Annotated in this window: 21 protein-coding genes and 1 pseudogene; 9 read left to right on the forward strand and 13 right to left on the reverse strand. The window is 62.0% G+C overall.

All coding sequences use genetic code 11. The features are described from left to right. Positions 1–15: 15 nt before the first annotated feature. On the reverse strand, positions 16–780 hold the full coding sequence (locus IGS58_RS17665; RefSeq protein ID WP_070260166.1) for a DeoR/GlpR family DNA-binding transcription regulator: 765 nt from the start codon (positions 778–780) through the stop codon (positions 16–18). Positions 781–855: 75 nt separating this feature from the next. Here IGS58_RS17665 and IGS58_RS29240 point away from each other — a divergent pair. Further along, positions 856–1,440, forward strand: a pseudogene (locus tag IGS58_RS29240) (NUDIX domain-containing protein); the annotation flags it as partial. Between the two features lie 423 nt (positions 1,441–1,863). On the opposite strand, the gene IGS58_RS17675 reads toward IGS58_RS29240, so the two are convergent. The 7 genes from IGS58_RS17675 to IGS58_RS17705 form a co-directional block, all read right to left on the reverse strand. Next, positions 1,864–2,835, reverse strand: a complete 972-nt coding sequence (locus IGS58_RS17675; protein WP_034754516.1) for an ABC transporter permease — start codon at positions 2,833–2,835, stop codon at positions 1,864–1,866. A gap of 4 nt (positions 2,836–2,839) precedes the next feature. Further along, positions 2,840–3,919 (reverse strand): ABC transporter permease, encoded by a 1,080-nt coding sequence (locus IGS58_RS17680; protein WP_034785591.1) that lies wholly within the window; start codon positions 3,917–3,919, stop codon positions 2,840–2,842. Next, entirely contained in the window at positions 3,916–5,445 is a 1,530-nt protein-coding gene (locus tag IGS58_RS17685; RefSeq protein WP_070260161.1) for an ABC transporter ATP-binding protein, read from the reverse strand. The genes IGS58_RS17680 and IGS58_RS17685 overlap by 4 nt, the downstream gene beginning before the upstream one ends. An 81-nt stretch (positions 5,446–5,526) precedes the next feature. Next, on the reverse strand, positions 5,527–6,522 hold the full coding sequence (locus IGS58_RS17690) for a BMP family lipoprotein (protein WP_034785587.1): 996 nt from the start codon (positions 6,520–6,522) through the stop codon (positions 5,527–5,529). Positions 6,523–6,905: 383 nt separating this feature from the next. After that, positions 6,906–7,808, reverse strand: coding sequence for a LysR family transcriptional regulator (locus tag IGS58_RS17695; RefSeq protein WP_034785584.1), 903 nt, complete (start codon positions 7,806–7,808; stop codon positions 6,906–6,908). Positions 7,809–7,893: 85 nt separating this feature from the next. Next, positions 7,894–8,823 carry a pseudouridine-5'-phosphate glycosidase gene (locus IGS58_RS17700; protein WP_034785582.1) on the reverse strand — a complete coding sequence of 310 codons (930 nt, stop codon included), beginning with the start codon at positions 8,821–8,823 and terminating at the stop codon, positions 7,894–7,896. A gap of 2 nt (positions 8,824–8,825) precedes the next feature. Beyond that, positions 8,826–9,983: a carbohydrate kinase gene (locus IGS58_RS17705; protein WP_070260158.1), complete on the reverse strand. Its 1,158-nt coding sequence runs from the start codon at positions 9,981–9,983 to the stop codon at positions 8,826–8,828. 380 nt (positions 9,984–10,363) lie between these two features. Here IGS58_RS17705 and xapA point away from each other — a divergent pair, with 380 nt between their 5' ends. The 7 genes from xapA (at position 10,364) to IGS58_RS17740 (ending at position 18,976) form a co-directional block, all read left to right on the forward strand. After that, positions 10,364–11,203: a xanthosine phosphorylase gene (gene xapA, locus IGS58_RS17710; protein WP_230522259.1), complete on the forward strand. Its 840-nt coding sequence runs from the start codon at positions 10,364–10,366 to the stop codon at positions 11,201–11,203. A gap of 117 nt (positions 11,204–11,320) precedes the next feature. After that, positions 11,321–12,514: a phosphopentomutase gene (locus IGS58_RS17715; protein ID WP_230522260.1), complete on the forward strand. Its 1,194-nt coding sequence runs from the start codon at positions 11,321–11,323 to the stop codon at positions 12,512–12,514. Beyond that, positions 12,511–13,470, forward strand: a complete 960-nt coding sequence (gene deoC, locus IGS58_RS17720; protein WP_046685481.1) for a deoxyribose-phosphate aldolase — start codon at positions 12,511–12,513, stop codon at positions 13,468–13,470. The genes IGS58_RS17715 and deoC overlap by 4 nt, the downstream gene beginning before the upstream one ends. A 12-nt stretch (positions 13,471–13,482) precedes the next feature. Then, a complete protein-coding gene (locus tag IGS58_RS17725; protein ID WP_370452791.1) occupies positions 13,483–15,864 on the forward strand; it encodes an aldehyde dehydrogenase family protein in 2,382 nt (793 codons plus the stop codon). 74 nt (positions 15,865–15,938) lie between these two features. Beyond that, the gene (gene deoA, locus IGS58_RS17730; protein WP_230522261.1) at positions 15,939–17,261 is read left to right on the forward strand and encodes a thymidine phosphorylase; all 1,323 of its coding nucleotides are present in this window, start codon (positions 15,939–15,941) and stop codon (positions 17,259–17,261) included. 85 nt (positions 17,262–17,346) lie between these two features. Further along, positions 17,347–17,754, forward strand: coding sequence for a cytidine deaminase (locus IGS58_RS17735; protein WP_034785574.1), 408 nt, complete (start codon positions 17,347–17,349; stop codon positions 17,752–17,754). A 10-nt stretch (positions 17,755–17,764) separates the two neighbouring features. Then, positions 17,765–18,976 carry a nucleoside deaminase gene (locus IGS58_RS17740; RefSeq protein ID WP_230522262.1) on the forward strand — a complete coding sequence of 404 codons (1,212 nt, stop codon included), beginning with the start codon at positions 17,765–17,767 and terminating at the stop codon, positions 18,974–18,976. Here IGS58_RS17740 and IGS58_RS17745 read toward each other — a convergent pair. The 4 genes from IGS58_RS17745 to IGS58_RS17760 form a co-directional block, all read right to left on the reverse strand. Beyond that, positions 18,973–20,136, reverse strand: a complete 1,164-nt coding sequence (locus tag IGS58_RS17745) for a dipeptidase (protein ID WP_230522263.1) — start codon at positions 20,134–20,136, stop codon at positions 18,973–18,975. The two genes, IGS58_RS17740 and IGS58_RS17745, sit on opposite strands and share 4 nt — an antisense overlap. 11 nt (positions 20,137–20,147) lie before the next feature. Beyond that, positions 20,148–20,570: a VOC family protein gene (locus tag IGS58_RS17750; RefSeq protein WP_070260147.1), complete on the reverse strand. Its 423-nt coding sequence runs from the start codon at positions 20,568–20,570 to the stop codon at positions 20,148–20,150. Between the two features lie 160 nt (positions 20,571–20,730). Beyond that, complete coding sequence (locus IGS58_RS17755; RefSeq protein WP_070260145.1) at positions 20,731–21,000, reverse strand: hypothetical protein; 270 nt, start codon at positions 20,998–21,000, stop codon at positions 20,731–20,733. Between the two features lie 302 nt (positions 21,001–21,302). After that, the gene (locus IGS58_RS17760; RefSeq protein WP_070260143.1) at positions 21,303–21,785 is read right to left on the reverse strand and encodes a hypothetical protein; all 483 of its coding nucleotides are present in this window, start codon (positions 21,783–21,785) and stop codon (positions 21,303–21,305) included. Positions 21,786–22,095: 310 nt separating this feature from the next. Between IGS58_RS17760 and IGS58_RS17765 the strand changes: the two genes are divergently transcribed. Then, positions 22,096–23,031, forward strand: a complete 936-nt coding sequence (locus IGS58_RS17765; RefSeq protein ID WP_070260217.1) for a choice-of-anchor A family protein — start codon at positions 22,096–22,098, stop codon at positions 23,029–23,031. Positions 23,032–23,044: 13 nt separating this feature from the next. Here IGS58_RS17765 and IGS58_RS17770 read toward each other — a convergent pair whose 3' ends face one another. Continuing rightward, positions 23,045–23,743 (reverse strand): TetR/AcrR family transcriptional regulator, encoded by a 699-nt coding sequence (locus IGS58_RS17770; protein ID WP_099389594.1) that lies wholly within the window; start codon positions 23,741–23,743, stop codon positions 23,045–23,047. Positions 23,744–23,748: the final 5 nt, after the last annotated feature.

Below are 23,748 nucleotides of genomic sequence, written 5' to 3' on the forward strand. Positions count from 1 at the left end.
TGCGGGCCGCTTTTTTCATGCCAGGATGACGGCGATTCCCATCTCGCGGTAGGGCGCGACCAGCGCATCATCCACGTCGCGGTGCACGATGATGTCGTTGACCTGGCTCAAGGGGGCGATCTGGAACGGCGAGGCCGTATTGAACTTTTCCGGCGAAGCCAGCACGACAGTGCGGCTTGACGCCGCGCTCAGTGCGCGCTTCACGCATGCTTCCTCATAATCGCCGGTGGTGATGCCCGCTTGCGGATGCAGGCTGGACACGCCCATGAAATACAGGTCGGCGCGGATGCGGCCGATGGCTTCCACGGTCGCCGCGCCGACGCCCACGATCGAGTGTTTGTACAGGCGCCCGCCCAGCATCAGCACTTCGATCGATGGGTGATTCACCAGTTCGACGGCAATCGACGGGCTGTGCGTGACGATGGTGGCGCGCAAGTCGCGCGGCAGCTGGCGCGCCAGCTGCACGACGGTCGTGCCGCCATCGAGGAATACCACTTGTCCCGTTTGTATCATGGCGCCCGCCGCGCGGCCGATGGCGGGCTTGGCTTCGGGGGAGATCTGTTCGCGTCCCGCAAACGGCGCCAGCGCGGGCGAGCGCGGCAGCAAGGGCAGGGCGCCGCCATGCACGCGCTCCAATAGTCCTTCTTTTGCCAGCTCGCGCAGGTCGCGCCGTATCGTGTCTTCCGACAAGCCCAGGCTATCGCTGACGGCCTTGGCGACGATCTGTCCTTCGCGCTGGAGCAAATCCAGCAGATATTGCTTGCGTTGATGTGTCAGCATGGTTTTTCTTGTTAATTCTTGATATTGCACGAGTTTGCATGATAAAGTCGAAAAATACAAGCACAAGGAGATGATATGCGCGAAGACAATTTGGGGCAGGAGAGGGTACGCATCCAGCAGGTGCAGACCCTGTCACATGACTGGTATCTATTGCAAAAGACCACGTTCGACTATCTGCGCCACGATGGCGAATGGCAGACGCAGACTCGGGAAACCTATGACCGCGGCGATGGCGCCACCATCCTGCTTTACAACAAGGTAAAACGCACGGTGATTTTGATCCGCCAGTTCCGTTTTCCCACCTACCGCGAAGGCCATGATGGTTTCCTGATCGAATCGGCGGCCGGCTTGCTGGAAGAGGTCAGTGCTGAAGAGCGCATCCGCGCCGAGGTGGAAGAGGAAACCGGTTACCGGGTGGGGCAGGTGCAAAAGATATTCCAGGCCTTCATGAGTCCCGGTTCCGTGACGGAGCGCTTGCACTTCTTTGTCGCCGAATACGACCCCGCCAGCCGCATCGGCGACGGCGGCGGTCTGGCGCACGAGGGCGAGGATATCGAAGTGCTGGAACTGCCCCTGGCGCAGGCGCTGCAGATGGTGGCCGATGGGCGCATCTGCGATGGCAAGACCATCATACTGCTGCAGCATGCGCAATTGCAACTGATGCCGGTCAAACGTGGCATGCAGATACTGGTTGCCGGCCCCTACCGTTCAGGCACGGGCGACGATCCGCTCTTGATGCAGCGCAATGTGGACGCCATGCAAGCCGCTTGCCTGCCGCTGTATGCCATGGGGCACATGCCCGTGCTCGGTGAATGGCTGGCTCTGCCCATGCTGGCGCTGGCCGGTTCCACCCGGGTGGGCGATGCCGTGTACGAGCAACTGTTCCACGCGCATGCGACGCGTTTATTGAGCCATTGCAATGCCGTGCTGCGGATCGGTGGCGCGTCGCAGGGTGCCGACCAGATGGTGGCGGTGGCGCAAGATCTTGGTTTGCCCGTGTATTTCTCGCTGGACGAGATTTCGCAGGCGTAAAAAAAGCGAAGCCCGCGGGCTTCGCTTTTTTGCATCAAGTCACAGCCAGACTTAACGAGACTTGACGAAGGGAATGCCGATCGCTTTCGGTGCGATGGATTTCGCCATCAAGCCCGCCAGCACGATCACGGTGACGACGTACGGCACCATCTGGATCAGCGAGCCGGGGATACGGCCCACGACCGGCAAGTCCACGCCTTCGATTTGAATCTGGATGGCGGCAAAGAAGCCGAACATCAGGCAGCCGAGGAAGGTGTAGACGGGGCGCCAGTTGCCGAACACCATGGCCGTCAAGGCCAGGTAGCCGGCGCCGGCCGACATGTCGCGCAGGAAGAAGCCGCTTTGCACGATGGCCAGGTAGGCGCCCGAGAACGAGCACAGGATGCCGGCCACCAGCATGGCAAGGTAGCGCGTCGCTTCCACGCTCACGCCGGCCGAATCGGCCGCGTGCGGGTTTTCGCCGCAGGCGCGCAGGCGCAGGCCGAAGCGCGTGTGGTACAGCAGCCAGTGCACGAGCGGGATCAGCAGGAACGCCACATAGACGAGGATGGAATGGCCGCCGATCAGATGGGCATATACCCAGCCGATGAAGGGAATGTGCTCCACGTACTGCGTGCCCGGCAAGACCACGTCGAACAGCCGCGCCGAACCGAGGTCGGGCGTGCGGCCGCCTTGCTGGAAGAAGAACTGCGCCAGCACAAACGTCAGCCCGCTCATGGCGATATTGATCGCCATGCCGGCCACCAGCTGGTTGCCCTTTTGCGTAATGCTGACGTAAGCCTGCAGCAAGGCCAGGGCGACGCACACGAGCATGCCGGCAGCCATGCCGTAATACGGGTTTTGCGTCGTGTAGGCCACGGCGGCGGAAGCGAATGCGCTGGCCAGGATCTTGCCTTCCAGGCCGATGTCGATCATGCCGCTGCGTTCGGCAAACAGGCCGGCCATGGCGGCAAAGATCAGGACGGGCGCATTGCGCACGGTCGATACCAGGATGCTGGCGAATTGAAAGTCGTCGAGTGTCATGGTGTTAGCCTTTGGTGCGCTTGAGCAGGGCGGAAATGGCCGGTGCGTAGAAGTTTTCCATGGCGCCGCAGAACAGGATGATCAAGCCCTGGATGAAAATGAAAGTTTCCGTCGGGATATTCGGTTTTTCCAGCGACAGGTCGAAGCCACCCTGGATCAGCGCACCGAACAGCACGGCCGACAAAAAGATGCCGACCGGATGCTGGCGGCCCATCAGGGCGATGGCGATGCCGATGAAGCCGGCGCCGCCGACGAAATTGAGCGACAGATAATGCGTCGAACCCATGATGGAATTGACGGAACCGAGGCCCGCCAGCGCGCCGGAGATCAGCATGACGATGATGATCATCTTGCTGATCGACACGCCAGCATAGTGGGCCGCATGCTTGTTCAAGCCCGTGGCGCGCAGTTTGAAGCCCCATGACGAGCGCCACACCATCACGCCATAGATCACCAGCGCGGCGATCGCCAGAATAAAACTGATGTTCAGCGGCGTGTCGCCCAGCGACGGGAACCAGGTGGAGAGGCGCGGCATTTCGCCGCTTTCCGCAAACACGCGGCTGGCCGTATTCTGTTCGCCAGGCGGGATCAGGTATTTCACGATCACGAAGTTCATCAGGCTGGCAGCGATGAAGTTGAACATGATGGTGGTGACGACGATGTGGCTGCCGCGCTTCGCTTGCAGGTAGCCGGGCAGGAAGCCCCACAGCGCGCCAAACAGGGCCGCGCCGATCATGGCGGCTGGAATCAGGAGCCATGCGGGCAGGGTCTGGTCGAAGGCCAGCATGGCCACCGTCAAGCCCAGGCCGCCGATATACATCTGGCCTTCGGAACCGATATTGAACAGCCCGGCCTGCATCGCCACGGACACCGACAGGCCCGTGAAGATGAAGGTGCTGGCGTAGAACAGGGTGTAGCTCAAGCCTTCCGGATTGAGGACGGCGCTGTTGACGAGGATACCCAGCGATTCGGCGGGATCTTCGCCCAGCATATAAATCACCAGGGCTGCGACCAGCAAGGCCGACAGCAGGTTTAACATGGGCATGACAAAGGCTGTCGCCCAGCGTGGCAAGTCGTTATTCATGATTTATGCATTCCCCCCATCAACAGACCGATGCGGGTGGTATCGAATTCTTCAATTTTCAGTTCGCCGGTGATGCGTCCGCCGCACATGACGAGAATGCGGTCCGCCAGCGCCCGCACCTCCTCCAGTTCAACGGACACCAGCAGGATCGCCACGCCCGCGTCGCGCAGGGCCAGCAATTGCGTATGGATGCTTTCGATGGTGCCGATGTCGACGCCGCGCGTGGGCTGGCCCACGAGCATCAGTTTCGGCTTGGCCAGCACTTCGCGCGCGATCACCACCTTTTGCTGGTTACCGCCCGACAGCAGGCCGATGCGCAGGTCCGGATTGGCCGGGCGCACGTCGAAAGTCTTCAGCAGTTCCGCGCAGCGGGCGCCGATGGCCTTGAAGTTGAACAGGCCCCAGCGGTTTTTCAGGTGATCCTGGTAGCCGAGGATGGTGTTTTGCATGACGGAGAAATTCTTCACCACGCCATCGCGCAAGCGGTCTTCCGGAATGTGGGCGATGCCCAGCTCGCGGAAGGCCAGCGGCAAGCCGTCGGCATCGTGGCGCTTGGCAAACGGCAAGTCCTTGTCGAGAAAACGCAGCTTGCCCGAGGTGGGCAAGCGCATGCCCGACAGAATTTCCAGCAGCTCGCTCTGGCCATTGCCCGAGACCCCCGCGATGGCGACGATTTCGCCGGCGCGCAAGTTGAAACCAATGTCGGCCAGCAGTTTGACCTGTTGCTCGTCGGCCAGTTGCAGACCGTCCACTTCCAGCACCGTGGCGCCCGGATTGTACGGGGCACGCGGCAAGTGGCTCTGGATGGGGCGGCCGACCATCATGTTGGCCAGTTCCTCTTTCGAGGTAGTTGCCGTGGCAACGGCGCCCACCACCGTGCCGCCGCGCATGACGGTGACGTTGTCGGTGATTTCCAGGATCTCTTGCAGCTTGTGCGTGATCAGGATGATGGTCTTGCCCTGCTCCTTGAACAGGCGCAGGATTTCAAACAGCGAGGCCGTTTCCTGGGCCGTCAGCACGGCCGTCGGCTCGTCGAGGATCAGGATATTGGCGCTGCGGTAAATCTGCTTGAGGATTTCCACGCGCTGCTGCGCGCCGACTGACAGGTCTTCGATCTTCGCCAGCGGGTCGACGTCGAGGCGGTAGCGCGCGCAAATCTCGCGCAGCTTGGCTTCCGCTTCCGTGCGGTGGCTGGCCAGGCGAAAGCCGCCTTCCGTGCCCAGCATGATATTGTCGAGGACGGTGAAGTTCTCGACGAGCATGAAATGCTGGTGCACCATGCCAATGCCGAGGTTGATCGCTTCCTGGCTGTTGCGGATAGGCTGTACTTTTCCGTCGAGCAGGATTTCTCCGCCGTCGGCACGGTAATACCCGTACAGGATGCTCATCAAGGTCGATTTGCCTGCACCATTTTCCCCCACCAGGCCATGGATACTGCCCTTGGCGATGGAGAAGCTGACGTCGGCGTTCGCCTTCACATGTCCAAACTGCTTGGAAATGCTGCGAAATTCTACTGCTGGCTGCATAGGTTCATAACTGGATAGTTTCATGGAAACGCGCCGCGCGGAGACTGGCCCCGGCGGCGCGCTAAAAGATACGGAGAAAAATTAAACCGGGCAGCTGCTGCCGACGCGGTAATCGATCACTTTGATCTTGCCATCGATAATGTCCTTACGCGCACCCAACACGCGCTTTTCGATTTCCGGCGTGATCAGCTTGCGGTTGTTCGCGTCGAGCGCCCAATCCACGCCGCCTTCTTTCAAGCCTTTATAGCTGACGCCGCCCTTCCAGGTGCCGTCCTTGACTTGCATGAAGCTGTCGTAGACCGTGTTGTCGACGCGCTTGACCATCGAGGTCAGGATGCTGCCTGGATACAGATGATTCTGGTTCGAATCGACGCCGATGGCCAGCTTGCCTTTTTCCTTGGCCATTTGCAGGGTACCCATGCCGCTGCCGCCAGCGACGGCGAAGACGACATCGACGCCGCGCTCGAATTGCGAGCGGGCCAGTTCGCCACCCTTGGCCGGGTCATTCCAGGCGCCGGACGTGGTGCCGACCATGTTTTGCGTGATTTCCATCTTCGGATTGACGGCCTTCGCGCCCTGCGCGTAGCCGCAGGCAAAGTTGCGGATCAGTGGAATATCGATGCCGCCGATGAAGCCGACTTTCTTGCTCTTGCTGGCCATGGCCGCTGCCACGCCCACCAGGTAGGAACCTTCTTCTTCCTTGAAGACGACGGAATTGACGTTGCTGCCGGCGGCCTGGCCGTCGATCAGCACGAATTTTACGTTCGGGAATTCCTTGGCGACCTTTTGCACGGCTTGCGTTTGCGCAAAGCCGATGGCGGCGATCATGTCGAGTTTCTTGCGGGCCAGGCCACGCATGACTTGTTCAGCCTGCGTATCGCTCGATGCCTGCACTTCGATGAAGGAAATGCCCGTGTCTTTTTTGAAGCGCGATGCGCCTTCGAAAGCGGATTGGTTGAACGACTTGTCGAACTTGCCGCCCGCGTCATACACGACACCCAGTTTTGGGGTAGCCGCGGACGCTTGAGCAGTCAGAAATACGGCTGCGATCGTCAAACTAAATTGTGTAAGTTTCATGAATTGGCTCCTGGAAGATCGATATTGTATATTTTTTATAGGTGAAACATATAATTTGGGGCCGATTTAGCCTGTTTTTGATGCACGAGGTGATAATTCCTTATCAACATTGCACTGTATTGCACAAGATCATTGCTGGCCTCGTGTGCTTTTATGTCGTCAGTGTGATGCTCATGCAACAGTCGCGCCCCGTCTATAGGTACAACATCGAATGGGGCTGCCGGAGCGGGCTGGGATGCGCCGTCAGTTGACGGGCAGGGCAAGCACGGGACCGGCGCCGCGATGGGCGTCCGAATCACTATGCATCATGCCAGATATGTATGACAAATACGTTTTTGTTTATGTATTTATATGCAGTGCATATAAATAGCTAGTGCCGCAGCTTAGACGGCCGGGGGATTGAGGATATTCAGGAAGGCCCGCACGACGGGAGCGTCGTCCAGCGTGGTGTAGCTGATGTACAGGTTGGCCGACGGGGGATTCGTCTTGATCGGCAGAAACACGACGCCGGGCCAGCCGATGCGGCTTGTCGTTTCCGGCACCAGGGTCACGCCCAGGCCCGCGCCGACCATGGCCAGCAGGGTTTGCGGCTCGCTCGCTTCCTGGAAGATTACGGGTTCGAAACCGGCATTGATGCAGCATTGCACCAGGTAGCGGGGAAACGCGGATTTATCGAGGTTCAGGGTGAGCATCGGCTCGTGGGCGATGTCGATCAGCTCGATGGCCGTGTTTTTCGCCAGCGGATGGTGTTCATTGACGGCCACGCAGACATTTTCGCGGAAGCACAGTTCCTGGCGCAGATTATCGTGACGCAAGTCGTCGTCGTTGAGCTTGGGTTCGCGCCAGAAGCCCACGTCGATCTGCTTGGCGCGCAAGGCTTCGTATTGCACCGTGGGACCGAATTCATGGATGGTCCAGGTGACGCGGGGGAATTTGGTCTGGAATTCTTCCAGCAGGCTGGGGATGGGCCCCCACATGGCCGAGCCAACGATGCCCACGCGCAAGCGGCCCACTTCGCCGCGGTCGATCTGGCGGATGGTGTCGATGGTCATGCGCATCTTGGCCAGCAGGTCGGCCGCCTCGTTCATCAGCGCCTTGCCCGCCACGGTCAGCTCGAACGTGCGCGTGGTGCGGGCAAAAAGGCGCACGCCCAGTTCGCTTTCCAGTTTCATGATCTGCTGGCTCAGGGGCGGCTGCGAGATATGCAGGCGCTCGGCGGCGCGGCTGAAGCTTTTCTCCTCGGCAACGGCAAGAAAATACTTTAACTGTTTCAGATCGATGGACATGCTTTCCTTGGCGTTGCGTGTTGCTAGGCGATGGAACGGCGCGCGGACCCGTAAAGGCGCGCGCGCTTTCTTTACAGCAGTCCTATTATCGTGCCACGACTGCCTGCATGGCAATGGCCAGCGCGGTGCCGACCTGGGCATTGTGCTTGACCAGCGCGATATTCGTCGCCAGGCTGCGGCCATCCGTCAGTTGCTTGATGCGCGACAACAGGAATGGCGTGACTTGCTTGCCCTTCACTCCGCCCGCGTCCGCTTCCTGCAGCGCTTGCGTGGTGATGGCATCGATTTCTTCCTTGGGCATGGCTTGCGCGGCTGGCACGGGGTTGCTGACGACCACGCCGCCTGTCAAGCCCAGCTGCCACTTGGTGCCGATGAAGGCGGCTTGTTCGGCGGCCGTGTCGAGGCGGAAATCGGCCTTGAAGCCGCTTTCGCGCGTGAAGAATGCCGGAAAACCTTCCTGGCCCACGCTGATGACGGGCACGCCGTGGGTTTCCAGGTATTCCAGGGTCAGGCCGATGTCGAGGATGGATTTCACGCCCGCGCAGACGACGGCCACCGAGGTTTGCGCCAGTTCCTGCAGGTCGGCGGAAATGTCGAAGCTCGTTTCCGCGCCGCGGTGCACGCCGCCGATACCGCCCGTGACGAACACGGAAATACCGGCCAGTTCCGCACAGATCATGGTGGCAGCCACGGTGGTGGCGCCCAGTTTGCGCTGCGACAGGACGAACGGCAGGTCGCGGCGGCTGACCTTCATGGCGTCGGGCGAGGTGCCCAGCAATTCCAGCTGTTCGGGCGACAGGCCCACGCAGATCTTGCCGTCGATGATGGCGATGGTGGCCGGCACGGCGCCGCCGTCGCGGATGATCTGCTCCACTTCGCGCGCCATTTCCACGTTTTGCGGATACGGCATGCCGTGCGAAATAATGGTCGATTCCAGCGCCACGATGGCCTTGCCGGCGGCGCGCGCGTCGAGCACTTCTTGCGAGAACAAGAGGAAATTCTGTAATTGGGTCATGTTTAATCCTGTTGAAAGAGGGTAGGGGGAGGCGGCGCCAGGTCGGCGTCGTCAATGCTGTCGAGCGCGCCGGCGGAAATCTGGGGGGAGACGGTGGCAGCCGATTCCAGGGTCATGGCGGCCAGCTTCAGGCCGCGCCGGCAAGCCAGTTTCAAATCGCTGCTGTCGTGGTAGAGCGACCAGCAGACGGCGGCGGAAAACGCGTCGCCGGCGCCCGTCACGTCGACGGCGTCCACTTCGCGCGCGGCCAGGTGGACGATAGGCGCGTCCGGGCTGTCGCCATCCGTGAAGTACACGCCTTCGCCGCCGCAGGTGACGATCACCTGGCGCGCGCCCTGGCGCTGTACTTCGCGGCAGGCGGCGCGCAGGTCCGCTGCCGTGGGCAGGGTCCGCGCCACGCGCGTTTCCAGTTCGCCCCGGTTCAGGATCAGCAGGTACAAGCCCGTCAGGTCTTGCGGCAGGTGCGCCATCTTCGGCTGCGAGACGGCGACGATGACGAGCGGCGTCGCGTGGGCCGCATCCTGGCGCGCGTCGGCCAGCAGTGCCTGCACGCTGTCGTGGCCCAGGTTCAGGTCGCAGACGGTGAGGGCGGCGGCGGCGCGCTGCGGCTGGCGGCTATGCAAAAAGGCCGGTGTCAGCTGTTCATAGAGTTGCATGTTGGCCATCGCTAACAGCATTTCGCCATGTTCGTCGAGCACGGCCGTGTAGGTGCCGCTGCTGGTGTTGCTCAAATGTAAGCTGCCGCGCATGTCGATGCCGGCGTCTTCCGCATGCGTCTGCAGGGCGTGGCCGGCCGCATCGTCGCCCAGCGCCGTCAGCAGGGCCACGGGGATCGACAATCGGGCCAGGTTTTCCGCGATGTTGCGGCCCACGCCGCCAAATACTTCTTCCGAGCGCACGGGATTTGAGGTGCCCATCTGCAAGGTCGCCAGGGTGCGCATCTTGCGGTCGAGATTGGCGGCGCCTATGCACAGCACGGGGCGGCTGTCGGGCAGCACGTAGGCGCGTCCCAGCAGGCGCCGCTCGCGGATCAATCCGGCGATGTGGCCGGCGACGGCCGAGCGCGACAAGCCCAGTTCGCTCGCCAGGTCTTGCTGCGAGATGAAGGGGTTGTTGCGGATCAGCGTATACAGCTGGTCTTTTTTATTGGTATCGGTCACTGGGTTTTAGTCGAAGGGTTAAACATTTGTCTGAAACTGTAAACATTTGTCTTGTCGGTGTCAAGCGTGTGTGAAGTTCGTGTCGGGCATGCGCCAAAAGTGGTCGTATGGAGCTTGTATGCAAGCATTTCCCGGGCATGGCGAACCTGGGCTTGTCTCGACTATAATATCGGCCATTTATATTTGAATTGTATAAATGGGCAAGAAAAATGGTATTTGCCATACATATTCCGTTTGATGCATAGTGGCGGCAAATAGAGGCAATACGCATTTCGATATACCTGTAACACCATACTTACCCGATACCTGGGCCGCAGTCCTTCACCGGGCCCGGCCGTGCAGGCAGCAACCCATCATCATTAGTCAATCAGAGGATAACCATGTCGAACAACACCCCTTTCCACGCCGCCGAAATCATCCGTGCCCGCGCTCCTGAAAATTTCAAGCCGCGCGTGGCGATGATCCTCGGCTCCGGCCTGGGCGTGTTGGCCGAGCAGATGACGGACGCCGTCAGCATCAGCTTTGACGAATTGCCAGGCTTCCCGATCAGCACCGTGCACGGCCATGCCGGCGAACTGGTGATCGGCACCCTGTCGGGCGTCGCCGTCGTCTGCATGAAGGGCCGTGGCCACTTCTACGAAGGCTATGGCATGGGCGTGATGACGAGCGCCATCCGCACCCTGAAACTGCTGGGCTGCGAAATGCTGTTCGTCACCAACGCCGCCGGTTCCCTGCGCCCTGAAGTGGACGCCGGCAGCCTGGTGGCCATCAGCGACCACATCAACCTGTTGCCAGGCACGCCGATGGTCGGCCCGAACGACGACCGCTTCGGTCCGCGCTTCTTCAGCATGGCCAACGCCTACGATGCGGACCTGCGCAAGCTGGTCGCGGACACGGCTGCCTCGAACGGCATCACCTTGCACGAAGGCGTGTTCGTCGCCTACCCTGGCCCGAACTTCGAGACGGCCGCCGAAATCCGCATGATGGCCCGCCTGGGCGCCGACACGGTCGGCATGTCGGTGGTGCCGGAAGTGGTCTCGGCCCGCCATTGCGACCTGAAAGTGGTGGGCGTGTCCGTCATCACCAACCTGGCCGAAGGCATGTCGCCATTCGCCCTGTCGCACGAGCAAACCCTGAAATACGCGGCCATCGGCGCGAAAGACCTGGTCAAGCTGATCCTGGCTTTCCTCTCCAAAGTAGCTGAAAAACCGCAAGCCTAAGCACTTTTTTACGCAGTAGCGGCGCGCCGGCCACCGGCGCTGCCGCGCGGCAGGCCGGGAAAAACCGGCCTACACTGTCCGCATCACCCCGCATCAATCCATAAAGCGAGCCTTATCATGTCACGCGCATTTATCCTCCTGCTTGATTCCTTCGGCCTTGGCGCGACGCCAGACGCCGCCAAGTATGGCGACGCAGGTGCCAATACCTTTGGCCACATTGCCAGCACTGTCGCCAAAAGCGGCAAGACCTTGAAACTCCCGAACATGGAACGCCTGGGCCTGGGCGCCGCGGCGCACCTGGCCAGCGGCGAATGGGCCACGGGCTTCGACCAGCGCGACGGTTTCACCGGCGCCTACGGCGCGGCGCGCGAGCGCTCCACCGGCAAGGACACGCAGAGCGGCCACTGGGAAATCGCCGGCGTGCCCGTCGAATTCGACTGGGGCTACTTTCCACGCACCACGCCATCGTTCCCGGCCGACCTGACCGACAAACTGAAAGCCATGTCGGGCGTGCCGGGCTTCCTCGGCGACTGCCATGCCTCGGGCACGGACATCATCAACAAGCATGGCGACGAGCACGTCGCCACCGGCAAGCTGATTATCTATACGTCGGGCGACTCGGTGATGCAGATCGCCGCGCATGAAGAATCGTTCGGCCTCGAGCGCCTGTACCAGGTGTGCGAAATGGCCTTCAAGCTGGTCGAGCCGTACAACATCGGCCGCGTCATCGCCCGCCCGTTCACTGGCAGCAATGGCAACTACACGCGTACGTCGAACCGCCACGACTACGCCGTCGCGCCGCCCGCGCCGACCCTGCTCGATCACGTGAAGAACGCGGGCGGCGAAGTCGTCGGCCTGGGCAAGATCAGCGACATTTTCGCTACCCAGGGCATCTCCAGAGTCGTCAAGGGCGTCGACAACATGGCGCTGTTCGAAGCGCTGTTGAAAACGGCCGATGAAGTGCAGGACAAGTCGCTCACCTTTGTAAACTTCGTCGATTTCGACCAGGCTTTCGGCCACCGCCGCAACGTCGAGGGCTATGCCGACGCGCTGCGCGAAATGGATGCGCGCCTGCCGGAATTCATGGCCAAGCTCAAGGAAGGCGACCTGGTCGTGATCACCGCCGACCATGGCTGCGACCCGACCTGGCACGGCTCCGACCACACCCGCGAACATATACCGATGATCTTCTTCGGCCCCGGCGTCGCCCCGCGCACGCTGGGTATTTCCGAGACCTTCTCCGATATTGGCCAAACCCTCGCCAAGCACCTTGGCGTACCACCACTTGCTAATGGAACCAGCTTGTTATGACACTCATGCACCCCGAATTCAAGCGTAACGAGGCCGTCGGCCTCGACCTGGGCTGGATCAACCAGATCCGCGTCAACCGCGCCGCAACAGACCGCCGCGCGGCCAGCCTGGCGAACCGCCGCACCGTGAAAAAGGAATACCAGGCCGCCTGGCTGGTGAAAGCCATCCAGATGATCGACCTGACCACTCTGGGCGGTGACGATACGCCGGGCCGCGTGGAACGCCTGTGCATGAAGGCCATGCGCCCGCTGCGCGCCGACCTGATGGACGCACTGGGCTTGACGGAACTGAGCACCGGTGCCGTGTGCGTGTATCACGAGATGATCCAGCCGGCCGTGAAGGTCATCCAGGGCCGTTTGCCCATCGCTGCCGTGTCGACGGGTTTCCCGGCCGGCCTGACGAGCATGGAAACGAAGCTGCGCGAGATCGAACTGTCGGTCGCCGCCGGCGCTTCGGAGATCGATATCGTCATCACGCGCCAGCACGTCCTGAACGGCAACTGGCAAGTGCTGTACGACGAAATGCTCGCTTACCGCAAGGCTTGCGGCGAAGCGCACGTGAAGGCGATTCTCGCCACGGGCGACTTGCTGACCATGGAAAACGTGGCCAAGGCGTCGTGGGTCTGCATGATGGCAGGCGCCGATTTCATCAAGACTTCCACCGGCAAGGAGGGCGTGAACGCCACCATTCCCGTGGCCCTGACGATGGTGCGCACGATCCGCGAATACCACGAGCAGACGGGCTTCCAGGTGGGCTTCAAGCCGGCCGGCGGCGTCAGCTCGGCCAAGAGCGCGCTGCAATACCTGACCCTGATGAAGGAAGAACTGGGCAACGAATGGCTGCAGCCGCACCTGTTCCGCATCGGCGCTTCCAGCCTGCTGACCGACATCGAGCGCCAGCTTGAGCACTACGTCACCGGCAGCTACTCGGCCAATCATCGTCACGCACAACCTTAAAGAACAATCGTCATGCCAACAATTAACGAGATTCTCAATACTATGGACTACGGCCCTGCTCCCGAAAGTCAAAAAGAAGCGCAGGCGTGGCTTGATGGCCACCAGCGCACATTCGGTTTGTTCATCGACAATGCCTGGAGCGAGCCTGCGGAACTGTTCGCCTCGACCAATCCTGCCGACGGCACGCAACTGGCGGAACTGACGCAAGCGAGCGATGCAGACGTGGAACGCGCCGTGGAAGCGGCGCGCCGCGCGCTGCCCGTATGGCAAGGCATGGGTGGCCACGGCCGCGCGAAAGTCATGTACGCGCTGGCCCGTCTGCTGCAAAAGCATTCGCGCCTGTTCGCCGTGCTGGAAACCCTGGACAACGGCAAGACCATCCGCGAAACGCGCGATATCGACCTGCCGCTGGCCGCGCGCCATTTCTATCATCACGCCGGCTGGGCGCAGCTGCAGTCGGAAGAATTCGCCGACTACCGCGCCGTGGGCGTGGTGGGCCAGATCGTGCCGTGGAATTTCCCCCTGCTGATGCTGTCGTGGAAAATCGCCCCGGCCCTGGCGGCCGGTAACACGGTCGTCTTCAAGCCGGCCGAATTCACGTCGCTGACCGCCATGCTGTTCGCCGAACTGTGCGTGCAGGCGGGCGTGCCGGCTGGCGTGGTCAATATCGTCACCGGCGATGGCCGCGTGGGCTCGGCCATCGTCAACCATCCTGGCGTCGACAAGATCGCGTTTACGGGTTCCACCGAAGTGGGCCGCCTCATTCGTGAAGCGACGGCCGGCAGCGGCAAGAAGCTGTCGCTGGAGCTGGGCGGCAAGTCGCCGTTCATCGTCTTTGAAGACGCTGACCTGGACGGCGCCGTGGAAGGCCTGGTCGATTCGATCTGGTTCAACCAGGGGCAAGTGTGCTGCGCCGGTTCGCGCCTGCTGGTGCAGGAATCGATCCAGGAGCGCTTCCTGAACAAGGTGCGCGCGCGCATGGAAAACCTGCGCCTCGGCTCGCCCCTGGACAAATCGATGGACGTGGGCGCGCTGGTCGACCCCGTGCAGCGCCAGCGCATCGCCGCGCTGGTCGATTCGGCCCGTGCCGAAGGCTGCGATGTATGGCAGCCGGCGTGTGAATTGCCTGCCGACGGTTCGTGGTTCCCGCCCACCCTGATCACGGGCGCGTCGACCTCGGCCGCCGTGGCGCAGGCTGAGATCTTTGGCCCCGTGCTGGTGGCCATGAGCTTCCGCACGCCGCCTGAAGCGGTGCAACTGGCGAACAACACGGTGTACGGCCTGGCCGCCAGCGTGTGGACCGAGTCGATCAGCCTGGCGCTCGATATCGCTCCCGCCATCAAGGCTGGCGTGGTGTGGATCAACAGCGCCAACCAGTTCGACGCCGCGTGCGGCTTCGGCGGCTACCGCGAATCGGGCTTCGGCCGCGAAGGCGGCCGCGAAGGCATGCTGGAATACATGACTGCCCTGGCCGAAGATGCGCGTCCGGCCTTGCCGGTGGTGGAAGCGAAAGCCAAGGGCAATGTGAAGCCGGCGGCAGCCGATCCGTTCGCCATCGACCGCACGGCCAAGATGTACATCGGCGGCAAGCAGGCGCGCCCTGACAGCGCCTACAGCACCCCCGTGTTCGGCGCGAATGGCACCCTGCTGGCCGAAGTGGGCGTGGGCAGCCGCAAGGATATCCGCAACGCCGTCGAAGCGGCCCATAAAGCGTCCGGCTGGACCGGCGCCACGGCGCACAACCGCGCGCAAGTGCTGTACTACATCGCTGAAAACCTGGCCGCGCGCGCCGACGAATTTGCCGCCCGCATCGCCGCCATGACGGGCAGTAAAAATCCTGAGAAGGAAGTACAGGCATCGATCGAACGCCTGTTCTACTACGCTGCCTGGGCCGACAAGTACGACGGCCTGGCGCACCAGCCGCCAACAAAAGGCATCACCGTGGCGCTGAACGAAGCGGTCGGCGTGATCGGCATCGTTTGCCCGAATGAAGCGCCTTTGCTCGGCTTCATTTCGCTGGTGGCGCCGGCCATCGCGCTGGGCAACCGCGTGGTGGTGGTGCCGTCGGAAGCGCATCCGCTCTCCGCGCTGGACCTGTACCAGGTGTTCGATACGTCCGACTTGCCGGGCGGCGTCGTCAACATCATCAGCGGCAACGCCGATGAACTGGCGCGTACCCTGGCCACACACGCCGACATCGACGCCGTCTGGCGCCATGACGGTTCCGCCGAAGGTTGCGCGGAAGTCGAGCGCCTGTCGGCCGGCACCCTGAAGCGCACCTGGGTAGGCGGCGCGAAGGGCCGCGACTGGTACAGCGCCGCGCAAAGCGGCGGCCGTGCCGTGCTGGCGCATGCGTCGCAAGTGAAAAACGTGTGGATTCCTTACGGCGTCTGATAAGTCACCAGCGTTACAAAGCTGGGGTCAGATCCGCAGGGACTGACCCCAGATCTCATGATTGGAGTTATTCCATGTTGTTAACCCAGGAAATCATTCGCAAGAAACGCGACAAGGGCGTGCTGAGCGCCGAGGAAATCCAGTTTTTTGTGCGCGGCATTACTGACGGCAGCGTCAGCGAAGGCCAGATCGCGGCGCTGGGCATGGCCGTCTATTTCAACGACATGAACATGGACGAGCGCGTGGCGTTCACCCTGGCCATGCGCGATTCCGGTCAGGTGCTGGACTGGCGCTCGCTGAACCTGCCGGGCCCCATCGTCGACAAGCATTCGACGGGCGGCGTGGGCGATGTCGTCTCCCTGCTGCTGGGCCCCATGGTCGCCGCGTGCGGCGGCTACGTGCCGATGATCTCGGGCCGCGGCCTGGGCCACACTGGCGGCACGCTCGACAAGTTCGACGCCATTCCCGGCTATTGCACGGTGCCGGACAATGAACTGTTCCGCAAGGTAGTGCAGGAGATCGGCGTGGCCATCATCGGCCAGACGGCGCAGCTGGCGCCGGCCGACAAGCGTTTCTACAGTATCCGCGACGTCACCGCCACGGTGGAATCGGTGGCCATGATCACCGGCTCCATCCTGTCGAAGAAACTGTCGGCTGGCCTGGATGCGCTGGTGATGGACGTGAAAGTGGGCACGGGCGCCTTCATGCCGACCTACGACAAGTCGGTGGAACTGGCCGAAAGCATCGTCGCCGTCGGCAACGGCGCGGGCATGCAGACGTCGGCGATTCTGACGGACATGAACGAGTCGCTGGCGCCGTATGCGGGCAATGCGCTGGAAGTGCGCGGCGCCATGGATTACCTGACGGGCCGTTCGCGTCCCGCGCGCCTGCATGAAGTCACCTTGGCGCTGTGCGCCGAGATGCTGGTGCTGGGCGGCCTGGCTGCCACGGAAGAAGAAGCGCGCGTGAAATTGATGGCGGCCCTCGATTCGGGTGAAGCGGCCGAGCGCTTTTCGCGCATGGTGTCTGCCCTGGGCGGCCCGGCCGACCTGGTCGAACATCCGGACAAGCACCTGGAACAGGCACCATTCATCGTGCCGGCACCGGCGCTGTCCGCCGGCTTTGCCAACGTGCGCGATTGCCGCGCCATCGGCCTGGCCGTGGTGGCCCTGGGTGGTGGCCGCCGCCGTCCGACGGACAGCATTGATTTCGCTGTCGGCCTGACGGACCTGGTCGGCCTGGGCGAGCAGGTGGCTGTCGGCCAGCCGCTGGCCATGGTGCACGCGCGCACGGAAGCGGCGGCGCAGCAAGCCGTCAGGGAAATCCAGCAAGCGTATGCCATCAGTGCGGTGGCGCTGACGGCCAATCCGGTGATTTACCGTACCATTCGACCGTAACTATTTTTAGCCCCAAAGCAGAGTCCGGGGTCGTACCCTGAGGGTACGACCCCAGCCCTTGCGGGTTTTACAGGTAAATAATCAAATGAACAACCAAGAACTGATCGCCGAAGCCAACGCTGGCCGCGAACTGGCCTACGCGCCATACTCGCGTTTCAAGGTGGGCGCGGCGCTGCTGTGCAAGGATGGCCGCGTCTTCCGCGGCTGTAACGTGGAAAATGCCGCGTATGGCCTGTGCAACTGCGCCGAACGCACGGCGTTTTTCAGCGCCATCGCGCATGGCTGCAAGCCGGGCGACTTTGCCAGGCTGGCCGTCACGGGCGACACGGCGGAACCGATCTCGCCATGCGGCGCCTGCCGCCAGGTGATCTTCGAGATGGGCGGCGCCGACCTGCCGGTGATCCTCACCAATCTGAAAAACGATGTCATGGAAGTGACGGCGGGCTGGCTGCTGCCGCACGGCTTCGGCAATTCCGACCTGGACATGAAGTAACAGGATCCGCTTGAACAAGACGATCGACATCCAGGCCGCCGTGGCGATTGCCGCGGCCGAAGCCATGGCAGCCAAGACGCAGGGGACCTTCGGCGTGGGCGGCGTGCTGCTCGATGGCGCCGGCAACGTGCTGCAATCGATGCACAACAACGTCGTGCGCCAGGGCCTGGTGTTCGACCCCACCGCGCATGGCGAGCGCCAGCTGGTGGATTGGTATTTCGCCGAACGGGCCAAGGGCACGCCCTTGCCGCCGCCGGGCGAACTGACCATCGTCACCTCGCTCGATCCGTGCTGCATGTGTACGGGGGCGATTTTGGCGGCCGGTTTCAACGTGGTGGTGGCCGCTCCCGACGTCAAGGCGGGCATCAATTACGATGGCAGCGCCAGTTTTACCGCCTTGCCGGCGCCGCTGCAGGCGCAGGCCGGCCGCAGCTTTTGCTATCCGGCCGTGCGTGGCGCCACCGAGTATGCGCGCCTGCCTTCCGGCGCCGCGCCCAAATCTTTTTTCATCGGCAAGAGCATCCACGAGGCGACGCAGGCACTGTGCTCGCTCGTGTTCGAGTCGACATCGGCGCAGGTGATGCAGTTGCTGAACGCCGGCGACGACGTGTACTTGCGCGATCCCGCCACCTTGCCGTCCGAGCATGCCGTGGTGCGCGCCCTGCGCCGCCGCTATCCTGATGCCCTCACTTACCGCTGCGCGCCGCATGCGCCGGATGCCGGCCTGGCGCCATTTTTGCAGGCGGCCATGGAGCAGGATGTGCGCGATGGCGGGCAGGGCGACGCGGCCGCCTTGCTCGATTCCTTTGGCAATCTGTTGTTGTGCATGCCGGGAAAATTGGCGCAGTCGGTCATCCGCACGCCATTCATGGAATGCACGCGCCAGTACGCGCAGCTGCGCTTTGAGTTGATGGCGAACGCGGAGCCGGCGCTGCAGGAAGAAATCAAAAGCTACCTGGGGCATCCCAAGCATGGCACCTTCGTGCTGGCCATCGGCCCGGACGACAGCGCCGCCAGCTTCATGACCCTGGGCGCCTACGGCTCCACCATGGAGGGGGCGCTGCCGGAAAATAATCCCGCGCAATTCCAGTATGTGCGCCCGGCCATGGATGAAGACGCGCTGCTGGCGCTGTGCGAGTCGATGCCGCCGTTGTACCGCAAGCTGATACGCATCCGGCCACGCCAGGTGGCGGACCATGCGTTGATCAGCGCACTCGGTTAGGCGTCGTCGTCCGGCAGGTTCTTCAGCAGGAAGTCGCGTACGTTTTCGCCCGCCACGCGGCGGATCTGCGCTTCCGACAGGCCAGCGTCGAGCAGCGCCTGCGTCAATCGCGGCAAGCCCGTCGCATCGATGGCCGTGGTGACGGCGCCGTCGAAGTCCGAGCCATAGGCCACGTGTTCGGCGCCGATCAGTTTGACCGTGTACTTGATGGCGCGCGCGATGGACGCCACGTCCTTGCCGCAGACGGCCGTGTTCCAGAAGCCGATGCCCACCAGGCCACCCTGGGCGGCGATGCGTTTCAACTGGCTGTCGCTGAGGTTGCGGCCGTTGGCGCAAGTGCCGCGCACGCCCGTGTGCGAGACCATCACGGGGCGTTTCGCCATCGTTAACACGTCGTCGATGGTGGCCGGCGAGGCGTGCGCCAGGTCGATGATCATCTTGCGCTGCTCCATGGCGCGCAGCCATTGCCGGCCCAGCGGCGTCAGACCGCCTTTTTTCAGGCCGTGCTGGGAACCGGAGAGTTCCGTGTCGAAGAAATGCGTGGGCGCGGCCATGCGGAATCCGGCCCGGTACAGGGGATCGAGGTTGTCCAGCTTGCCTTCGAGCGCATGCGCGCCTTCCAGTGTCAGCCAGCCGGCCAGCAGGGCGGGGTCTTTTTCGCGCGCGGCGATGAAGCTGCGCAGCTGGGCGCGGCTGCCGATCACCCGGACCTTGCCATGGCTCTTGGCCGCTTGCTGGCGCAGTTCGTCGGCCTGCCAGGTGGCGCGCGCCAGCAGGCTGCTCCAGGTAGCGGGCGGCAAGCCTTGTGCCACCACCAGGGCCGTGATGTTGTCCGTGTCACTGCCATTGCGCTCGATATTCATCTTGCGCGGCGTCTTGGTCACGACGGAAAAGGCTTGTAGCGCCACGTTGGCCCGTTGCAGGCGCGGGAAGTCGACATGCCCGCGCTGGCTGTCGCGGTTCAGGTTGCGTTGCCACAGCAGACTGTCCGCATGCAGGTCGGCGATCCACAGGCTCTGGTGCAGGGCCACGGTGGCTGCCGATGGCGCCTTGCCGGACGGAAGGTGGACACGGTTGAGGTGCTCGTCGACGAGGACGGGAGCGGACAGGAAACCGCCGATCAGCGCAAGGCTGGCGGCGGCGAGGGTACTGATAATCATTGTTCTCCGTTTTACCATGGATCGTAGGTGCCCAGGCTCCAGATATGGCCTTCCGGGTCGCGGCAGGTAAATCCCCGTCCGCCGTAATCTTCATCCTTGATGTCGAGCACGATCTCGGCGCCGGCTTCGCGCGCGCTGCGGTAGACGGCATCGGCATCGCTGACGACCAGGTAGCAGCTTTGCGTATTGGCGCCGCCGATGTCGCCAGGCAGTTTCATCAGGCGGCCATAGTCGCTGTCGAGGGCCGGTGCTACCATGACCATGCCATTGCCGAAGCTCAGCTGCGCATGGGCGACGCCACCGTTGCCGTCAGGCACGATCAATTGTTTTTCAAAGCCGAGCGCCTTGCACAGCCATTCAATGGCGGCGGGCGCGTCGCGGTAGCGCAGGCAGGGAATGGTCGTCGCTGCTGTAGCTTTTGCTGTCGTGGTCATCAGAAAACTCCTATGGCGGTGGGGGAGTAGCTTCGATCATGGATACTGCGTGGCGTTCCGTACCCATACCGTCCATCGGGATGGGTTTGATGCCTGTCAGTGCTGTGCCCATCCATAGTGCCATAGAACAATCATTGCACTCTTGCCACGGCGCAAATTTTTATTGCGGCGACTGCTGCGAGCCCGGCGCTTTTTCGTCTGCGCCGGCATCATCGCTGTTGCTTGCCCATTTCAGCAGCATGACGAGGGCAAACAGCATGATGGCTAGCGGCAAGATGGTAATCAGGAACGCCAGGCCCAGGCAGCACGCCAGCAGCATGGGCCACGACATGGCCCGCAAGGCGGCCATGCCCTGGCGCGTGTAAGCGCACAGCTCGTTCCAGAAAGCGCTGAAGGAAGTGCTGCCCGGTGCGGAATTGATGTCTTTCATGCCGTTCTCCTGTCGTGTGGGTGCCGCTGCCGTATGCATGCTGGCGATGAGTCCACTATAGGCAGAACTATACTGCCGGGCATCGCGTATGCGACGAATGGCAGGAATGGCGGACCGAACGGCGACAGGGCGGGACAAACGGTCAAGTAACCCCCAATAAATTTTTGTGATTTCTGACTTCCATAACCGGCGCTCTACGGCGTTACCCGCTACTAGCAGTGCTCGCACTGCGTCGCAGCGGGTGCCTTGCATAGCATCCAGTTCTGTTCGTCATAACTTCACAATAATTTCCTGAGGATTACTTACTCAAACACCTTGAGTTTCAGCTGGAAACTGAGGGCGCCATACAGGCGGTCCTTGTAGGAAGGCACGACGGCGATATTCACGCCCACGCGCTGGTATTCATAGCTGATGGTGGGGACCAGGGCCGGGAACCAACCGCCATCGCGCATCTTCGGATAGCCGCTGAAGCCGCCAACGACGGCGCCGACGCGCAGCGGGCCTACCTTGATCGGCTGGTAGTACACGCCCAGGTAGTTCGAGTAGGCACGGTCGCTATTGTAGAAGCGGCCCGCCGTGACCGACGCGACCGTGGAAAAGCGGTATTCGGCGCCCAGGCCCGGATTGCTGTCATTCAGGTTCTTGTCGCGCTGAAAGTGGTACGAATAAAAGCCCGCGTTGAGCCAGGTTTCGCTCAGCGGCTGGTTATCGATCATGTTCACAACATCGGCGTGTGCGCCGCAGGCATATGCCAGCATCAGTGCGCCTAGGGACAATCGTTTCATGCGTGCTTCATCCTTATGATTTCGTATTCTGTGGCCTGGCCTGTCTGGCGCTGCCGCGATCGTATCACCAAGTTGGCTGCGCTTCTAAGCAATATTGAAAGAGCAGAACAGACGGCTGTTTTCCCATCTGTTCAAAGCGCCATCCGGATGGCTAAGGCCTTCTCCGGGCAGCGACAGGAAAATAATTTCCATTGTGCAACTGTGTTTGCATAATCGTTACAAAAGTTGTTGATTTGCGACATCTCAAATCAACTAGATATGATATTCTGGCGTCAAGTTAATTTTCTTTTTGGAAATAAAAATGCCAAGCATGCCTAAATTGCCACTCCTTCTCGTTCTGTCGACCGTGTTCGCTGCCGGCGCCGCGCAAGCCGGTGTTGTCGATCTGGGTATCGGTGGCGCCAATTTGTATTCCCTGAGCAACTTCAGCGCGTCCGGCAGCGATGTCGAAGGCGGCGTGCTGGTTGCCGGTAACCTGTCCGCGTCGAGCTATTCGATTAATGACAAGAACAAGGACGCCTACGTCACGCACGGTAATACCGGCTATGCGCTGGTGGTTGGCGGCAACCTGAACTACAGCTCCGGTTCGATCAAGAACGGCAACTATTTTGTGGGTGGCAGCACGACGACGAGCAGCGTGGGCCTGAACACGGCGACCAAGACCACGGCGTCGCCCGTATCGTTTGCCTCCACCTCGGCCCAACTGAAAAGCACCTCGACCTCGCTGGCGAAAGTGGCGTCCACGGGCAGCAGCTCCGTGGCCTACGGCGGCATGACCCTGAAGGGCGGCACGGGTAGCGTGCAAGTGTTCGATCTGACTTCCGCGGCGTTGGGTTCGGTGAACAACTTCAAGTTCAGCAACCTGCACACGAACGACACCCTGATCCTCAATATCAGCGGCAAGAATGTGAACCTGTCCGGCGGCTACGGCGATTTCAGCAAATACAATGTGCTGTACAACTTCTATGAAGCGCAAAACATCACCTTGAACGGTGTGGGCCTGTATGGCAGCATTCTCGCGCCGCTGGCGACCCTGGCCGGCGGCAATGGCCAGATCAACGGCAACGTGGTGGTGGGTAACTGGGCTTCGAACATCCAGGTCAACGCCAACCATTATTTCAACGTCACCAACGTGGCCGGTTATGTTTCGGCCGTGCCGGAACCGGAAACCTATGCGATGTTGTTGGCAGGCCTGGGCCTGGTTGGCTTCATGGCGCGCCGCCGCAAGGGCAAGACGGCAGCATGAGCGTTTGCGCTGTTCAGGAAACCGCCTTGCAAGGCGGTTTTTTTTCGCCTGCGGGCGGCATGGACACGGCCGCCAGCACCATGTGCGCGATCAGGATTTCCGCATCCTCGTAATCCTTGCGCGTGAGCTGCTTGCGCTCCAGCACCAGGGCCATCTGCGCTGAAAAATCCGCATACGATTGCGTCATGGCCCAGATGGCGAACATCAGGTGCGTGGCGTTGACGGGCGCGATCCTGCCGGCCGCGATCCAGGCTTCGAAGACGGCGATATCCTTGCGCAGCAGGGGCACGACCCGGTCGCGTATCTGCGCGCCGTACAGGGGCGCGCCATTGATCACTTCCAGCGCATACACGCGCGAAGCCCACGGCTGTTCGCGCGAAAAACGCAGCTTGGCGCCGATGTAGGCGCGCAGCACGTCGCGCGGCTCGTCGTGTTCATTGGCCAGCGACTCCATGCGCGCCAGCCAGTCGTCGAGCACATCGTCGAGCACGCGCTGGTACAGCAGCTGCTTGGACGGGAAGTAATACATCAGGTTTTGCTTCGACAGGCCGGCCCGTTCGGCGATGGTGGCGATCGACGCGCCCTCATAGCCGCTTTCCGCGAACGCGCGCACGGCTTGTTCCAGGATGTCCGCTTCCAGGCGGTCGCGGTTTTGCAGGCGCCGCCCGCCGGCATTTTTCACGGGAAGGGCAGGGGATTTTTCGCTGGCCATGGCAG

Source organism: Janthinobacterium sp. EB271-G4-7A, assembly GCF_020858075.1.
Classification (GTDB): domain Bacteria; phylum Pseudomonadota; class Gammaproteobacteria; order Burkholderiales; family Burkholderiaceae_D; genus Janthinobacterium; species Janthinobacterium lividum.

Bases quoted from the DNA above. Each gene is read 5' to 3' on its own strand.
- IGS58_RS17665 (WP_070260166.1), bottom strand. From the start codon at position 780: ATGCTGACACATCAACGCAAGCAATATCTGCTGGATTTGCTCCAGCGC.
- IGS58_RS17675 (WP_034754516.1), bottom strand. From the start codon at position 2,835: ATGACACTCGACGACTTTCAATTCGCCAGCATCCTGGTATCGACCGTG.
- IGS58_RS17680 (WP_034785591.1), bottom strand. From the start codon at position 3,919: ATGAATAACGACTTGCCACGCTGGGCGACAGCCTTTGTCATGCCCATG.
- IGS58_RS17685 (WP_070260161.1), bottom strand. From the start codon at position 5,445: ATGCAGCCAGCAGTAGAATTTCGCAGCATTTCCAAGCAGTTTGGACAT.
- IGS58_RS17690 (WP_034785587.1), bottom strand. From the start codon at position 6,522: ATGAAACTTACACAATTTAGTTTGACGATCGCAGCCGTATTTCTGACT.
- IGS58_RS17695 (WP_034785584.1), bottom strand. From the start codon at position 7,808: ATGTCCATCGATCTGAAACAGTTAAAGTATTTTCTTGCCGTTGCCGAG.
- IGS58_RS17700 (WP_034785582.1), bottom strand. From the start codon at position 8,823: ATGACCCAATTACAGAATTTCCTCTTGTTCTCGCAAGAAGTGCTCGAC.
- xapA (WP_230522259.1), top strand. From the start codon at position 10,364: ATGTCGAACAACACCCCTTTCCACGCCGCCGAAATCATCCGTGCCCGC.
- IGS58_RS17715 (WP_230522260.1), top strand. From the start codon at position 11,321: ATGTCACGCGCATTTATCCTCCTGCTTGATTCCTTCGGCCTTGGCGCG.
- deoC (WP_046685481.1), top strand. From the start codon at position 12,511: ATGACACTCATGCACCCCGAATTCAAGCGTAACGAGGCCGTCGGCCTC.
- IGS58_RS17725 (WP_370452791.1), top strand. From the start codon at position 13,483: ATGCCAACAATTAACGAGATTCTCAATACTATGGACTACGGCCCTGCT.
- deoA (WP_230522261.1), top strand. From the start codon at position 15,939: ATGTTGTTAACCCAGGAAATCATTCGCAAGAAACGCGACAAGGGCGTG.
- IGS58_RS17735 (WP_034785574.1), top strand. From the start codon at position 17,347: ATGAACAACCAAGAACTGATCGCCGAAGCCAACGCTGGCCGCGAACTG.
- IGS58_RS17745 (WP_230522263.1), bottom strand. From the start codon at position 20,136: ATGATTATCAGTACCCTCGCCGCCGCCAGCCTTGCGCTGATCGGCGGT.
- IGS58_RS17750 (WP_070260147.1), bottom strand. From the start codon at position 20,570: ATGACCACGACAGCAAAAGCTACAGCAGCGACGACCATTCCCTGCCTG.
- IGS58_RS17755 (WP_070260145.1), bottom strand. From the start codon at position 21,000: ATGAAAGACATCAATTCCGCACCGGGCAGCACTTCCTTCAGCGCTTTC.
- IGS58_RS17760 (WP_070260143.1), bottom strand. From the start codon at position 21,785: ATGAAACGATTGTCCCTAGGCGCACTGATGCTGGCATATGCCTGCGGC.
- IGS58_RS17765 (WP_070260217.1), top strand. From the start codon at position 22,096: ATGCCTAAATTGCCACTCCTTCTCGTTCTGTCGACCGTGTTCGCTGCC.
- IGS58_RS17770 (WP_099389594.1), bottom strand. From the start codon at position 23,743: ATGGCCAGCGAAAAATCCCCTGCCCTTCCCGTGAAAAATGCCGGCGGG.